We start from the raw sequence: 15,000 nt of genomic DNA on the forward strand, positions 1-15,000 counted from the left end.
CCGCACCGATCGAAAGGAGCCGGCCGCACATGCCGCTGTACCGCGACGAAGCCGTCGTCCTGCGCACCGCCAAACTCGGCGAGGCCGACCGCATCATCACCATGCTCACGCGCTCCCACGGCAAGATCCGCGCCGTCGCCAAAGGCGCGCGCAAGGTCAGGTCGCGCTTCGGCGCACGGCTCGAACCGTTCATGCGCGTCGACGTGCTCGTCGCCTCCGGGCGCTCGCTCGACGTCGTCTCCCAGGCCGAATCGGTTGCCGCGTACGCCGCGCCCATCGTCGCCGACTACGACGCGTACGTGGCCGCCAACGTCATCGTCGAAACCATCGACCGGCTCGTGCCGGCCGAACACGAGCGCGTGCCGGCGCAATACCGGCTGCTCATCGGCGCGCTCAACGCGCTCGCCAAACACGCGCACGCGCCCGAGGCGATCGGCGACTCGTACGTGATGCGCGCACTCGCGCTCGCCGGATGGACGCCGCGGCTCGTCTCGTGCGTCGTGTGCGGGGAGCCGGTCGGAACTCCCGCGTGGATGTCGGTGGCGTCCGGCGGCGTGATGTGCGACCGCGACCACACGCCCGACGCGCATCGGACCGAGCCGGCGGTGCTGCGGCAGTTCGCGGCGCTGGTGCGCGGCGACTGGGACGTGCTGGACGGGGGATCGGGCGGCGCGATGCCCGGGACTGTCGGTACGGATGCGAACGTGGGCGCCGGCGTGAATGCCGGCCCGCTGCTGCCGGCGACGCGACGGCTCGTGGAGGAGTGGAGCGAGTACTACATGGAGCGGCCGATTCGTTCGCTGCGCTTGCTAGATTAGCGTCTATGGCTTTTGAGAACGTCGACTACACGTCGCTTGACATTCCGGCGGCGCCCTTTTCCGACCCGTCCATCATCCCCGATTTCCCGAAGAACAAGGTGCCCCGCCATGTGGGCGTGATCATGGACGGCAACGGCCGTTGGGCCAAGCAGCGCGGCATGATCCGCACCAACGGGCATCAGGCCGCCGAGCCGGTAGTGTTCGACACCATCGCCGGCGCGATCGAGGCGGGCGTGCGGTATCTGAGCCTGTATACGTTCTCGACCGAAAACTGGAAGCGTTCGCCGCAGGAGGTGCGCTTCCTGATGGGCTTCTCGCGTGAGATCATCCACCGTCGCGTGGCTCAAATGGACGAGTGGGGCGTGCGCGTGCGCTGGTCCGGCCGCCGGCCGAAGCTGTGGAAGTCGGTGATCGACGAGCTGGAGATCGCGCAGGAGCGCACCAAGAACAACAAGGTCATCGATGTGGTGTTCTGCATCAACTACGGCGGGCGCGCCGAGATCGCGGACGCGTGCGCGGCGATCGCGCGCGAGGTGCGCGACGGGCGCATCTCCGGCGACCGCGTCACCGAGAAGATGATCGCCGACCACCTGTACCTGCCCGACGTGCCCGACTGCGATCTGGTGATCCGCACCTCGGGCGAGCAGCGCACGTCGAACTTCCTGCCATGGCAGGCCGCCTACGCCGAGCTCGACTTCGTGCCCGAACTGTTCCCCGACTGCGGCCGTGAGGTGCTGTGGCGCTCCATCGACCACTACATCCACCGCGACCGGCGCTTCGGCGGGGTGACCAAGTAGGCGAATCCTGACGCTATGGGTGTGTCGGCGGATGTGCGGGATGCATGTTGTTCGACACACTCCAGGCCGTTCGGCCTCGCTCCAGCGTGTGCTCGCAGAGCTTAGCACACGCTTCCGCTGCTTACGGTCGAACAACATGCATCCCGCACCTCCGCCTTGTCGATTCCAGCGATGACGAAAAAACTCCCGCCGGGCGATACCCGACGGGAGCGGATGAAAGAAGAGCGGCGCTTACTCCAGTCCGATGGACTTGAGGTGGTGGATCTTCAGGGAGTCCACCTTGAGCGAGCCGCCCTCGGCCACGAGCTTGACGGCGCGCGGGCCTTCGGAGGCGTAGGAGTAGGCGCTGAGCACCTGGTGGCCGTGGTTCACATACACCTCGACCGAGCCGCGGTCCACGAACACGCGCAGCTCCAGCTTGCCGGTCAGCTCATCCGCGTCGAGCGGCGCGGCGCGATAACCGCGGTCGCCGTAGGCGTTCGCGGCACGGTCGACCACCACGCGGCCGATCTGCTCGTCGAAGCCGATCGCCGTGTACGCACCGTCGCCGGTCGCATGCACGCGCAGGCCCGCACGTTCCGCGGTCGACGCGTCCAGATCGATCGTCATCTCGATCTCCACGGCCTCGGCGTCGTCCAGCAGCACCTTCTCGCCGTACTGGGCCAGTTCGATCGCGCCGAAGTCGATCGTGTCCTCGCGCAGCTGCTCGACCTCGGCCACCGGCGCGGTGTGGATGTCGCCGCAACGTGAGCCGAGCGTGATCTCGCGGGGGAGCGTGAGCTGGCCGCACCAGCCGTCGGCCTGCAGCGGGACCGGCTCGATGAACGGGCTCATCCAGCCGTACATGATCTGACGGCCGGAGCCCGCGACCTCGTCGGTGTCGCCGGGAACCGTGTTGAACGACTGCGGCGCGTAGAAGTTGTGGCCGCAGTCCCACAGGTGGAAGTCGGATTCCGGCACGAACGCCTCGCCCGGCGTCCACGAGCCGATCATGTAGCCGGCGGCCGATGTGCTGTGGATCTCGAAGCCGTGCTTCTTCGCGCCCATCGCGGAGAAGCCGATGACCCACTTCTCGTTGCCTTCGGCGTCACGGATCGGGAAGAAGTCCGGGCATTCGAGCATGAACACGTTCGGATCCGGGTGCTCGAACAGCACGGTCCTGAACGTCCACTCGACCATGTCGTCGGACTCGTACAGCCACATCTGGCCGCGCTTGTCGGCCGAGGAGACGCCGAACGTCATCCACCACTTGCCGGCGGTCTTCCACACCTTCGGATCGCGGAAGTGATGGTCGACCTTGTCGGTCGGGCAGTCGATGAGCATGCCGCGCTTGGTCTCGTGCGTCAGATTGTCGTCGTCCGGCTCGGCGAGCATCTGCACCTGCCAGTCGCCGCCGGTGTTGTCCTTGCCGTTCCACCAGCGGTGGCCCGTGTAGTAGAAGCGAAGCTTGCCGTCGTCGCCGATGACCGCGGAACCGGAGAACACGCCGTCCTTCTCCTGCTCGAGGCTCGGGGCGAACGCGACCGGTTCGCGACGCCACGTGACCATGTCGTCGGAGGAGACATGGCCCCAGTGCATCGGTCCCCACTGGGCGCTGTACGGGTGCAGCTGGTAGAAGACGTGCCAGCGGCCCTTGTAGTAGCTCAGACCGTTCGGGTCGTTGATCCAGCCGGCCTGCGAGGCGATGTGGAACTTCGGGTACCAGCGGTCGTTGCGGGTTTCGGCAAGCTTGGCAAGGCTGGCGTCCGCCTTGGCGAGCTCGGCGTCGTGGTCGCGGATCGGGGTGAGGGTGGGTTCGAATGCGCTCATCGTTGAGTGTCCTTTCCTGTGGTGGCGGCTGGCGGATCCTGGTCCGTGGACAGCCGTTGCTTTGGATTGTAGGTGGTTTGCGAGTGGTTGTGGGGGAGCGGCGAGTCCCGCCCGGCCGGAGCGCGGGTTATGGTGCGCACTCCGGCCGAAAAGGGGGAAGACGCGGGATTCGCCGCTGGTTGACGCCCGGGCAAAAAGGGGCAAACCCGGACGCCAAGTCTTGATCGTGCCTGATCGGGCCGTTACCTCCGGCCTGGTTGTTCAGGCCTTGGTTGCGGCCGCGGACATCTCGCGCAGCTGGCGATCGGTATAGAACGGGTCGCCGCCGACGTCCTGGTCGTCCTTCTTGATCACGAAGAAGCCGTAGATCAGCGCCGCGAGCACGATGGCGGAGATCAGCCAGAAGGTGACGCGCGAGCCCATGTCGTTGTTCGGCAGCAGGCCCTTCATGTAGTCGTGGAACGCGCCCAGCGGGGTGGAGAAGACGATCTGGCCGACCTGCGATGCGATCTGGAAGCCGACCATGTACAGCGTCGCGGACAGCTTGGTGTCGAAGTGCAGCGTGAAGTAGCGGAACGCCGGCAGGCAGAACAGTGGCACCTCGATGGAGTGGAACAGCTTGACGATCGAGACGGTGACCGGATCGTGGAACACGCCGCACAGGCCGATGCGCAGGAACATCACGGTCGCGCCGAGCAGCAGCGAGTTGCGCACGCCGATCTTCTTCATGATGATCGGCACGACGCCCATCATCGCGGATTCGAGGAAGACCTGGAAGCCGTTGAGCGTGCCGTAGGTGGCGTTGCCGATGGCCGCGGTGGGGAACAGGCCGGCGTAGTAGACCGGGAACATCTGCTGGTCGAAGACGACGTAGAAGGTGTTGGTGAACAGCATGAAGACGATGAGCACCCACAGGGTCGGCATGCCGAGCACGCCCACCATCTCCTTGAACGTCGGGCCGGACTTCTCGGCCTGCGGGTCGGCGGCCTTCCTGAGCTCGTCCTTCTGCTCCGCCGGGACCCAGAAGGCGTAGATGCCGAGCATGACCAGGCCGCACGCGGAGCCGACCCAGAAGTTGATCATCGGGTTGACGTTGAACATGAAGCCGGCGCACAGCGCGACGATCGCGTAGCCGAAGGAGCCCCAGGCGCGGGACTGGCCGTATTCGAAGTTGAACTTGCGGCTGTATCGTTCGGTGACGGCCTCGAGCAGCGAGCAGGCGGCCATGAAGCCGGCCGACAGGACGATGGAGCCGATGAGCGCGCCGACCCAGCGGATGGAGCCGCCGGCGGCGAGCATCGGATGGTAGACGAACTGGACGAACGGGCCGACGAGCGCGGCGATGACCGAGATGACGATCACCAGGTTGCGCTTGATGCCCAGCTGGTCCTGGATGGCGCCGTACGCGAACATGATGACCATGGTCGCGGCGGAGTTGATGGAGTAGATGGTGCCGATCTCGGTGCCGCTCAGGCCGAGGGACTCGAGCCAGATGCGGAAGAACGACCACCACACGCCCCACGAGCAGAAGAACATGAAGATGCCGAACGAGCTTTGCAGATAGGAGGGATTCCTCCATGCCGCGGTTTTGGCTGCCATAACCTGTAACCTTTTCTCCCCTCGACGGCCCCGCTGCCGCGCGTCGTCGTCGATTGCCTGTCTTGTTGATTGACTTGCTTGCGCGGTTGCCGTCGCGGGCTTCCGTGCCGCTCGTTCAACCGCGTTGTGCTTACGATGATACGACGTCAAACGATTTACGTCAATCGTTTGACGTTCGGCGTGTCGCCAATCAAACGGAATCGCGCTTCGCGCGATACTGGGTTGTGAGCGGCGCATTCGCGCCGCAGAGCTCCCCCAGTCAGCCTGCGGCTGACAGCCCCCTCGGTGAGGGGGCCAAGGCTCCGCCAGCTTTATAGCGTTTGTAGTTATGCGACTGGCGGGGTAGACAGAAGCTGACGTATCTGGTGAAACCGGTAGTGGACTGCCCGGTCCGCTCGGAAGCTGGCGGTAGCCTCGGTCCCTCACTGAGGGAGCTGTCGAGCGAAGCTCGACTGAGGGAGCTCCGCGGCCGTAGGCCGCCAACAACACAGTATCGCGCGCAGTGCGATTCCGATGGGGTGCCGAGGCTCTGCCGGCTTAGGCGCGGACGGATTCCTTTTCGATGAGGGTGCAGTGGATCTTGGCGGGGATCGGCGTGTCCAGCGGCGGCAGGGGAGCGGTGGTCTGCGGTGGCGTGAAGTCCGCGAGATCGCGCTGCTCGATGAGCGAGACGAGCTTCATCGTCGCCCAGTAGCCCATTTCGTAATGCGGCAGCTCGACCGTGGTCAGACGCGGGGAGAACGTCTCGGCGAACACGCGGTGGTTGTCCACGCCGACCACCGAGATGTCCCGGCCGACGACCAGCCCGCGCCGGGCCGCGCACTCGTACACGTACCATGCGCGCGCGTCGTTGAAGCAGAAGAAGCCGTCCGGGTGCTCCCGGTCGAACAGGTCGCTCACCGCACGCAGTGCCGGCCCGTTGTTGAGCACGTTGACCACAAGCGCATCGTCGTACGCGCGTCCCGCATCCTCGAGCGCGCGACGGTAGCCCTCCAGGCGGCCGTTCTGCGCGAGCATGGTCTCCGCGCAGCCGACGTACGCGATGCGCTCGCAGCCGGCCCGGACCAGCCGCGACGTGGCGTCGTGGGCGATGCGGAACTCGTCCGGCTCCACGCTGGGATAGGCGCCGTCCCGGTCGGTGGCGTCCACGAGCACCAGCGGATAGTCCTTGAGCACGTCCGGCACGTCGGCGTACCGGTTGGACATCTTCGCGTACATGAAGCCGTCCACGCCGTAGCGCTTGAGCGCGGCGATCTCGCTGTCCTCGTTCGCCCGCCCCTCCGTGTTGACGGTGAGCAGCATGTAGCCGAGCGCGCTGGCCGCGTCCTGCGCGCCGAGGATGATGCCGCCCGCGTACGGGGTGGTCGCGATCTGCTCGCTGACGAAGCCGAGGATGCGCGTCTTGCCGGTGCGCAGCGAGCGTGCCAGCGGATTCGACTTGTAGCCGAGCCGGGCCGCCGTCTCACGTATCGTCGCGGCGATTTCCGACTTGACGCGGCCCTCGTCGCGGTTGTTGAGCACGAGGGACACGGTGGATACCGAAACGCCGGTTTGTTTCGCGATTTCCTTCATCGTCGTCATAGGTCAAACGATACACCAGCGATGTTCGGTTTGGCGGGTGCGGCACGGGTGCCGCGCCGATCGTGGCGCGACTGCGTCGCACGTGTGTCATGTGTGCGGTGCCGTGCGTGGGGTGTCGTGTGCTGGATTGCAAACGCTGTCGTGAGCGGTATGAAAATGTGACTCGATTCACAAAAATCATGGATGAAATTGATGGCAATACGGCGTTTGTGTCGCGACACGCTGCTATCACGCGCGCGAGTAGGGCTCCCGATACCATGGATAGGCCCCTTCCTCCTGAGGTAGCGCGGGGTATATGGTGAATGGGAGAGGAAGGTGTTTGAGGTGACTGCCAACAAACCAGTTCAATACACGGACAGCATCGACGTGTTCGCCGATGCGGCTCAGCAGCGGCTTGAGCATACCATGTCCTGGCGCTCGGCGGTGAATGCCGTGCTTATGTTCGCCGACGCTCTTATGTTCGCCGTCGCGATGACCGCCATGCAGGCGCTTCAGAGTGGCGGACAGCTCCATGATCTCCATGCCGTGCGCATGCACTGGACCATGCCCATGGCCGTCGGCGTGCTGTGCTCGGCCGTCATGTGGGTGGTCAGTCTCGGCATCGCCGGCATATACCATCGTCACGTCATGGGCGACGGCTACCAGGTCAACGTCATGATCCTCAAGGCCGGACTGATCTGCTGGTTCGTGCAATGCGCGTTCAGCTTCGCCACCGGCCTCGAACTGACTCTGACCGGATTGACCCTTGCGCTTGTGCTCGGCGTCGTGCTCACCATGATCGAACGCATGGCGCTGCGTCCCGTCATCGCGCGTCTGCGGTTGCGAGGCAGGTTCGCCTACGACACCGCCGTGGTCGGTTCCCCGGAAGGCATCCGGAAGACGCTGCGTTTCCTCGGGCAGCGCCAGCAGCTCAACTACAACCCCATCGTCGTGTGCCCGATCCGCTGGAATGAGAGAGCCGACGGCATCGAAGCCGATCTGTCATGCGACCCCGCGGACTTCGCCGCGGCCGCAGGACGGCCCGTCGAGGTGGTCGCCTATGCGCCTTCGCATTTCACCGGCCGTCTGGCCGACGCCGGCGTGCAGACCGTGATGGTCTGCGACGTGCTGCGCCGCTTCTCCGACGCGTTCAACACGTTCTCCGTGCGCATGGAATCGATGGGCATGGAAGTGGCCCTCATCACCTCCGCCGCCGACGCGGCCGGCCATGAGACGCAGATCCGCTCCATCCAGGACACCACCATCCTCACGCTGAGGCTTCCGCAGTACTCCGCGCACACCCGCATCGTCAAGCGCCTCTTCGACATCGTGCTCTCCGTGCTGGCGCTCGCCGTCTCGGCCATCGTCACCATCCCGGTGGCCATCGCCATCAAGCTCACGGACGGCGGCCCCGTGTTCTACACGCAGCGGCGCATCGGCCTGCGGGGCGAGCCGTTCAACATGATCAAGTTCCGCTCCATGGTCGTCAACGCCGACGCGCTCAAGGCCCAGCTCGCCAAGGAGAACGGCCAGGAGGGCCGCTTCATCTTCAAGATGAAGAACGACCCGCGCATCACGCCCGTCGGCAGGTTCATCCGCCGCTTCTCCATCGACGAGCTGCCGCAGTTCATCAACGTGCTCAGAGGCGACATGTCCATCGTCGGCCCGAGGCCGCCGCTGCCCGAGGAACACGCGCGCTACAACCAGATCTACGCGACGCGCATGCTCGTCAAGCCCGGCATCACCGGTCCGTGGCAGGTTTCCGGACGTTCCGACCTGTCCGCCGAGGAAAGCGAGCGGCTGGACGTCTCCTACGTGCAGAACTGGTCGATCGCCGGCGATCTGGTGCTCATGCTGCGCACCGTATCGGCCGTCGTCATGCAGCGGGGCGCATACTGAGGACCGCTGCATCGTACGGTCTCCTCCGCGCCCCGAAGGGACCGTGGCGGGCCAACCGACTTTCACGAACGCATGCAACACGCATCACGCAACAGTAAGGAATAGCAAGTGACCATCGCAGACATCCTTCAAACGTTGAAGAAGCATCTCGTCGCGGAACTCGCGGTGCTGCTCGTGGTATTGGCAGGCGGCTTCGTCTACGTCAGCCAGCAGACGCCCCAGTACACGGCCATGACCCAGATGTTCGCCAGCTTCAATCACAACGTGAGCAGCAACTCCGAGGATCAATCCGCACCCGGCTTCACGCAGATCCAGTCCGAAACCGACTACGTGACCTCCATGCTCGGCACGCTGCCCACGCTGGTCACCACTCCGGCCGTGCTCGATCCGGTCATCAGCCAGCTGGGACTCGACACGACCGTGACCGACCTCTCCTCCCGCATCGCCATCAGCACGACGTCCTCGTACTTCGTGAACATCGCGGTAAGGGACACCAATGCGAACCGTGCCGCCGACATCGCCAACGCGGTCGGCGAAAGCCTCAAGACGCAGCTGTCGGACGATTCGTACAGTTCCGAAAAAACGTACGTGCTCAGCTACCTCAACCTGTCCGTCGTCAAGGAGGCCGTTGCGCCCGGCGCGCCCAGCTCGCCCAACGTCAAGTCGTTCATGTTCAAAATGGCGCTCATCGCGCTGGTCGCCGCGGCCTGCGTCGGCATGGCCATCGACGTGCTCGACAACCGCCTGCGCCAAATGGCCGACCTGCAGCGCATCGCCGACGCGCCCGTGCTCGGCACCGTCATGAAGGACCCCGAATTCCGCGCCGACAAGCCCGTCGTGGTCGCCAACCCCTCCGGCAGTGCCTCCGAAAGCATTCGCCGTCTCGCGCTCAACCTCGCATTCATCTCGCCCGACCGCACCAACCGGTCCAACGTGATCGTCATCACCTCCAGCGGCGCCAACGAAGGCAAAACCACCATCGCCGTCAACCTCGCGGCCGCGCTCGCCGAAAACGGCGCCAAAGTGCTGCTCATCGACACCGACCTGCGCAAGCCGTCCGTCGCCAAGCATCTCGGCCTCGACGGCACGGTCGGCCTCAGCCACCTGCTCACCGGACAGGTCTCTTCGTCCGAAGCCATCCAGCAGTACTGGAAGCCGAACCTGCACATCCTGCCCGCCGGCGAACAGACCACCAATCCGAGCATCCTCATCAACTCGAACGCCATGAAGACGCTGCTCGACAAGGTCTCCGGACTGTACGACCACATCATCGTCGACACCACGCCGCTACGAGTCGCCAACGACGCCGCCGTCTTCGCCAAGGACGGCGCGCGCATGCTGCTCGTCGCCAGCCAGGGCGTCACCATCAAGCGCCAGCTCAGGGACGCCGTGCAGGAACTCGCCATGATCGACGTGACCGTGGTCGGCTCGGTGTTCAACCAGATGCAGGCGCGCAAGGGCGGCGACGATTACTACTACTATTACAGCTACTCCGGCAAGGGGAAGGGCCATAAGGGCCTCGAACTGCCGTCGTTCGGCAAGGACAAGTCATGAGCCGGGGCAAGGGCCAAAACACTGGTCGTGCGGGCCGGGACGCCAGCCGGGACACGGGCCGCACGCGCGTGCTGCTCATCCAGGAGGCCATGGGCGGCTGCGGACGGCACGTGGTCGATCTGGTCAACGGACTCGACCCGGAACGCTTCGACGTGACCGTGATCTACGGCACGTCGCGCATCGACGACTACTACCGCGCCGCACTGCCCGGCATGTCGAAGCACGCGCGCATGATCCCGTGCTCCGATCTCGTGCGCGACATCAGCCCGAAGCACGAGATGCGGGCGGTGCTGACCGTGGCGCGCGTCATGCGCGAATTCCGCCCCGACGTGGTCCACTGCCACAGCTCCAAGGCCGGCGTGATCGGACGCGCCGCCGTGGCCATGTGCGGCCGGTTCTACGGCGTCAAACGCGTGTTCTACACGCCGCACGCCTACTCGTTCCAGGCGCCCGAATTCAGCGGATCCAAGCATTTGGTGTTCGTGGCGCTGGAACGCTGGATGAGCCGGCGCATCACCGACACGACGTTCAACGTGTCGTCGGGGGAGCGGGACGCCGCGCTCGCCAAGCACGTCGACCGCCCGGACAAGTTCGAGGTCGTGTACAACGGCATCGCCGACGAGCCGGTGCCGTCACGCGCCGAAGCGCTTGCGGCGCTGGGCCTGGCCGACGTGATTCCGGACGGCGCGCCCGTGGTGGGCGTGACCGCGCGACTGGTCGAGCAGAAGGATCCGATGACGTCGCTCGGCGTGGTGCGCCGGGTGATCGCGCTGCGCCCGGACACACACGTCGTGTACGTGGGCGACGGCCCGTTCGAGGACGAGATGAAACGCTACTGCGCGGCGCACGGCATCAGCGACCGCGTGCATTTCGCCGGATACCGCACCGACGCCGAGCACATCGTCGCCGCGTTCGACGTGTACCTGCTCACGTCGCTGTACGAGGGCATGCCGTATTCGCTGGTCGAGGCGCTGCGCGCCGGCGTGCAGATAGCCGCGACCGACACGGCCGGCAACGACGAGATCGTGCAGCCGATGGTCAACGGCATGCTGTTCCCGGTCGGCAACCCCGACATCGGCGCGGGCGTGGTGGTCGACCTGATCGACCATCCGCTGCCGAAGCAGCAGGTGCGGCAGACGTATCTCGACCGATTCACCGTGGACCGGATGCTGGACACGATCAGCGCGCATTATCTGGGGGAGACCACGGCCGACGGCGGCGACGCTGCGAACGACGGCGCCGGCGTTGCCGTTGACGGCGACGCTGTGGATGAGGCTGATGCTGCGAACGACGGAAAGGACCCGCGATGATCCTGTTCAAGCTCTGGTACCACTTCACCGGCCTGCTGCTCAAGGCGCTGTACAAGCTCGTGTACGGCCGGCACATGCGCTGGGGGCGCAACTTCCACATGCGCAAGGGCTTCCAGGCCACGTGCGACCGCGCGGACGGTGGACGCACCGGCGACATCGTGATCGGCGACAATGTGTTCTTCAACAACGGCTGCGCCGTGCACGCGATGGAGTCCATCACCATCGGCAGCGAGACGATCTTCGGTGAAAACGTGCGCATCTACGATCACAACCACCGTTTCGCCGACCCGACGCTCGCCATCAAGGAACAGGGGTATTCGACCGCTCCGGTGCATATCGGCTCGCACTGCTGGATCGGCTCCAACGTGACCATCCTCAAGGGCGCGCGCATCGGCGACAACTGCGTGATCGGCGCCGGATGCGTGATCAGCGGCGACATTCCGGCCGGATCCGTGGTGCGCGCGGAAACCACGCTGCACATCGACCCGGTGCGTGCTGCCCAGCCGGCCGAGGGGACGCCCGGTGCTGTCGATCCCGCCGTCTCAGCCGTCGCCGAGGCTTCTTCCGAGGCTTCCTCCGCGACGCCGACTCCCGTGTCTTCCTTGCCTTCCGCGGCCCAGAGCCCCACCCGAGTGCTCGTGCTCGACACCGTCATGGACCGCGGCGGCGCCGAAACCATGATGATGAACTACCTGCGCCACATGGATCGCAGCAAGGTCACCTACGACTTCCTCGTCAACCGCGACTACCGGGCCGCCTACGAGGACGAGATCGAGGCGCTCGGCGGGCGCGTGTACCGCATGTGCCCGATGTACCCGCAGTACTTCGGCCGATACAAGAAGGAGATCCGAGCGTTCCTCAAAGCGCATCCCGAGTATCGCATCGTTCACTCCAATCTCGAGGAGCGCAGCTACTTCGGTCTGCGCGAGGCGGCCAAGCTCGGCGTGCCCGTGCGCATCGCCCACGCACACAACCGTCCCGTCGGCTTCGACGTGAAGTCCGTGTTCCGCGAATACTTCCGCCTGCGCCTGCCGCGCTACGTGACGCACATGTTCGCATGCGGCGAGGAGGCGGGCGACTGGCTGTTCGGCGCGAAGAACCGCGGTCGCGTCATCCAGCAGCGCAACGCCATCGACACGTCGCTCTACCGGTACGATCCGGCGGTCGCCGCTAAAGTGCGCGCCGAATTCGGAGCGGCCTCCGATACGTTTGTGCTCGGCCATGTCGGCAGGTTCTTCCCTCAGAAGAACCACGAGTTCCTCATCGACATCTTCGCCGCGCTGCACAGGATCCGCCCGAACAGCGAACTGTGGCTGGTCGGCGGCGGCGAACTGAACGACGAACTGAAGAACCGCATGCGCGAGAAGGTCTCCTCGCTTGGTCTCGACGACGCGGTCCGGTTCCTCGGCGTGCGCTCGGACGTGAACCGCATCATGCAGGGCATGGACGCGTTCGTGCTGCCCAGCCTGTTCGAGGGACTGCCCGTCACCATGATCGAAGCGCAGGCCGCCGGTCTACCGTGCACGATCTCCGACCGCGTGCCGGTCCAGTGCGACGTCACCGGCAACGTGCAGGTCGTGGCGCTGGATGCTGCCCCCGAAGAGTGGGCGAAGCGCATCCTCGCGCAGGCGGAATCGTATTACGGGGGCGATGCGACCGCTACCGGTGATGGTGCTGCGTACGCGGCCAAGCGCGGGCGCGGTCCGGAACTGGTCACCAAGACCGGTTTCGACATCACGGCCAATGCCGAGTGGCTGCAGCGGTTCTATCTGGACGAACTGGCCAAGGCGGAGCGTGGTTCCGCGGCGGAACGCGGTTCGGGACGGGGAAGCGTCCATTCGACCGCCCATACGGGAACGAGCCGCCGATGAGCTTCGTTACCCCAGCCGCCATTCGCGGCATGACTCGCACGGAGCGTCGCCGGCGCAAACTCGCCCTCGAGACGCGCAACAAGAATACGCTGCTCGCGCTCGTCGTGCCGGTGATGATCGCCGCCAAGATCATGGTGGCGTACGTGCTGCCGCCAAAGTACTTCTACGACAACAACCGTATGCTCATGATGATGCTCGGCACCGCAGGCGATCGTGCATGGGGCGGCAATTACGAGATCGCCGCGAACCTGTTTCGCAGCATCAATTTCGCCGATCTGCGAACCATGGTCGATTGGTCGATCTGTTTGGGCATCGTGTTCACCGCATTGGTGGTGCTGATGATCCTGCGAGCCGACGCGCCTGACTTTCTGCAGTCGCTGTTCATCCTCGCGACCGTCGGCCTGCTCAACATCTACATTTTTACGATCGGCAAGGATATCATCCAGTTTTCGTTCTTCCTCGCCGTGTACGCGGTGCTGTTGCTGCCGATCAATAATTCGCTGGTCAAAATGCTGCTCAGCTGCGGCGTGCTGTATTACGAGAGCACGTTTTTCCGCGCGTACTACATACTCATCGCCGCGCTGATCTTCGCCGTATACGTGATTCTCATGTTCTTCCGCAGTCGCAGCCAGCTGGGATTCGTCTCGCTGCTGGTGATCGTCGCGCTGCTGTTCGCGGTGATCTACGCGATGATGGTGGCCTCGCAGAGCATGATGCCGGACGAATACCAGCAGATCATGAATCTGCGCGCCGGGTACGACATCGCGTTCGGCGACAGCGCCGATTCGGCGACGCTGATTCTGAACCTCATTCCCGGCGACGGTCTGCCGCTGTTCATGGTCAATTACGTCATCAACGCGTTCCGCATGATGATTCCGATCGAACTGGCCATGCGCGGCGCCTACTATCTGCCGTTCTTCGCGTTCCAGTGCATGGTGACCGCATACATGGTGAACCTGCTGCGCCAGATCAACAGGATCAACGATCCCACGCTGTTCCTCGCATTGTGCGTGTTTCTCGGCTATGCGCTCGGCTCGTTCATCTTCGAACCGGATTTCGGTTCGTGGACCCGGCATGAGGCCGCCACGTTCCCCGTGCTGCACCTGCTGGTGCTCAACCGGTACCAGAAAGTGCCGCTCACCCAAGAGGAGCGTCTGCTCGTGAAAGGACTCGACTCATGAACGTCATCGAACTGATTCGTTCCGACTGCTTCCGTTATGCCGCCGCATCCTCGCGCAAGGACATGCTGAAAACGCGCATGATCCAGGAAGGTTTCCGGTACACGACAATGCTGCGCAAGGCCTTGGCTCATCGCACTGGCCCGCTGCACGTGTGGTATCGATTCCGGTTACTGAGACTGTCCAAAAAGACCGGTTTCCAGATCGGATACGGCGCTCATGTCGATGCCGGACTGTTCATCGGCCATCGCGGTACGGTAATCGTGAACGGCGAGGCCCGGCTCGGCAGCAACGTGAACCTGAGTCCCGGCGTGGTGATCGGACAGGAGAACCGCGGCCGTCGCGCCGGCGTGCCGCAGATCGGCAATCGCGTGTGGTTCGGTTCCAATGCGGTCGTGGTCGGCGGCATCCATATCGGCAACGATGTGCTCATCGCGCCGAACGCGTACGTGAATTTTGACGTGCCCGACCACAGCATCGTCGTCGGCAATCCGGCCCGCATCATCCATCGCGAGAACGCGACGCAGGGCTATTGCCACAATCTCGTCCCCGAACTGGTTCCCGATGAAGAGTATTCCGTAACGGAAGGAGGCGCCCGATGACCA

At 64.7% G+C, this 15,000-nt stretch carries 11 protein-coding genes; 8 read left to right on the plus strand and 3 right to left on the minus strand.

All coding sequences use genetic code 11. The features are described from left to right. Positions 1-29: 29 nt before the first annotated feature. Positions 30-818 (plus strand): DNA repair protein RecO, encoded by a 789-nt coding sequence (gene recO / locus JS533_RS01335; protein WP_241512771.1) that lies wholly within the window; start codon positions 30-32, stop codon positions 816-818. 5 nt (positions 819-823) lie between these two features. Next, positions 824-1,615, plus strand: coding sequence for an isoprenyl transferase (locus tag JS533_RS01340; protein ID WP_219057842.1), 792 nt, complete (start codon positions 824-826; stop codon positions 1,613-1,615). Positions 1,616-1,846: 231 nt separating this feature from the next. Here the strand turns inward: JS533_RS01340 and JS533_RS01345 are convergent, their stop codons facing one another. The 3 genes from JS533_RS01345 to JS533_RS01355 all read right to left on the minus strand — a co-directional run bounded on the left by JS533_RS01345 (position 1,847) and on the right by JS533_RS01355 (position 6,604). Then, positions 1,847-3,424 carry a glycoside hydrolase family 32 protein gene (locus tag JS533_RS01345; protein ID WP_241512772.1) on the minus strand — a complete coding sequence of 526 codons (1,578 nt, stop codon included), beginning with the start codon at positions 3,422-3,424 and terminating at the stop codon, positions 1,847-1,849. A gap of 261 nt (positions 3,425-3,685) precedes the next feature. After that, positions 3,686-5,023, minus strand: coding sequence for an MFS transporter (locus JS533_RS01350; RefSeq protein ID WP_241512773.1), 1,338 nt, complete (start codon positions 5,021-5,023; stop codon positions 3,686-3,688). A gap of 537 nt (positions 5,024-5,560) precedes the next feature. Beyond that, entirely contained in the window at positions 5,561-6,604 is a 1,044-nt protein-coding gene (locus JS533_RS01355; RefSeq protein WP_241512774.1) for a LacI family DNA-binding transcriptional regulator, read from the minus strand. A 324-nt stretch (positions 6,605-6,928) separates the two neighbouring features. Here JS533_RS01355 and JS533_RS01360 point away from each other — a divergent pair, with 324 nt between their 5' ends. The 6 genes from JS533_RS01360 to JS533_RS01385 all read left to right on the plus strand — a co-directional run bounded on the left by JS533_RS01360 (position 6,929) and on the right by JS533_RS01385 (position 14,997). Next, positions 6,929-8,482, plus strand: a complete 1,554-nt coding sequence (locus JS533_RS01360; protein ID WP_241512775.1) for a sugar transferase — start codon at positions 6,929-6,931, stop codon at positions 8,480-8,482. Between the two features lie 108 nt (positions 8,483-8,590). Continuing rightward, a complete protein-coding gene (locus tag JS533_RS13760; RefSeq protein WP_241512776.1) occupies positions 8,591-10,036 on the plus strand; it encodes a tyrosine-protein kinase domain-containing protein in 1,446 nt (481 codons plus the stop codon). Beyond that, positions 10,033-11,346 (plus strand): glycosyltransferase, encoded by a 1,314-nt coding sequence (locus JS533_RS01370; RefSeq protein WP_081891999.1) that lies wholly within the window; start codon positions 10,033-10,035, stop codon positions 11,344-11,346. The genes JS533_RS13760 and JS533_RS01370 overlap by 4 nt, the downstream gene beginning before the upstream one ends. Continuing rightward, a complete protein-coding gene (locus JS533_RS01375) occupies positions 11,343-13,217 on the plus strand; it encodes a glycosyltransferase (protein ID WP_238548437.1) in 1,875 nt (624 codons plus the stop codon). Before JS533_RS01370 ends, JS533_RS01375 begins: the two co-directional genes overlap by 4 nt. A gap of 29 nt (positions 13,218-13,246) precedes the next feature. After that, complete coding sequence (locus JS533_RS01380; protein ID WP_051923782.1) at positions 13,247-14,398, plus strand: hypothetical protein; 1,152 nt, start codon at positions 13,247-13,249, stop codon at positions 14,396-14,398. Further along, on the plus strand, positions 14,395-14,997 hold the full coding sequence (locus JS533_RS01385; RefSeq protein WP_051923776.1) for a serine acetyltransferase: 603 nt from the start codon (positions 14,395-14,397) through the stop codon (positions 14,995-14,997). The genes JS533_RS01380 and JS533_RS01385 overlap by 4 nt, the downstream gene beginning before the upstream one ends. Positions 14,998-15,000 lie beyond the last annotated feature (3 nt).

The organism is Bifidobacterium amazonense (genome assembly GCF_018555435.2).
Classification (GTDB): Bacteria; Actinomycetota; Actinomycetes; order Actinomycetales; family Bifidobacteriaceae; genus Bifidobacterium; species Bifidobacterium amazonense.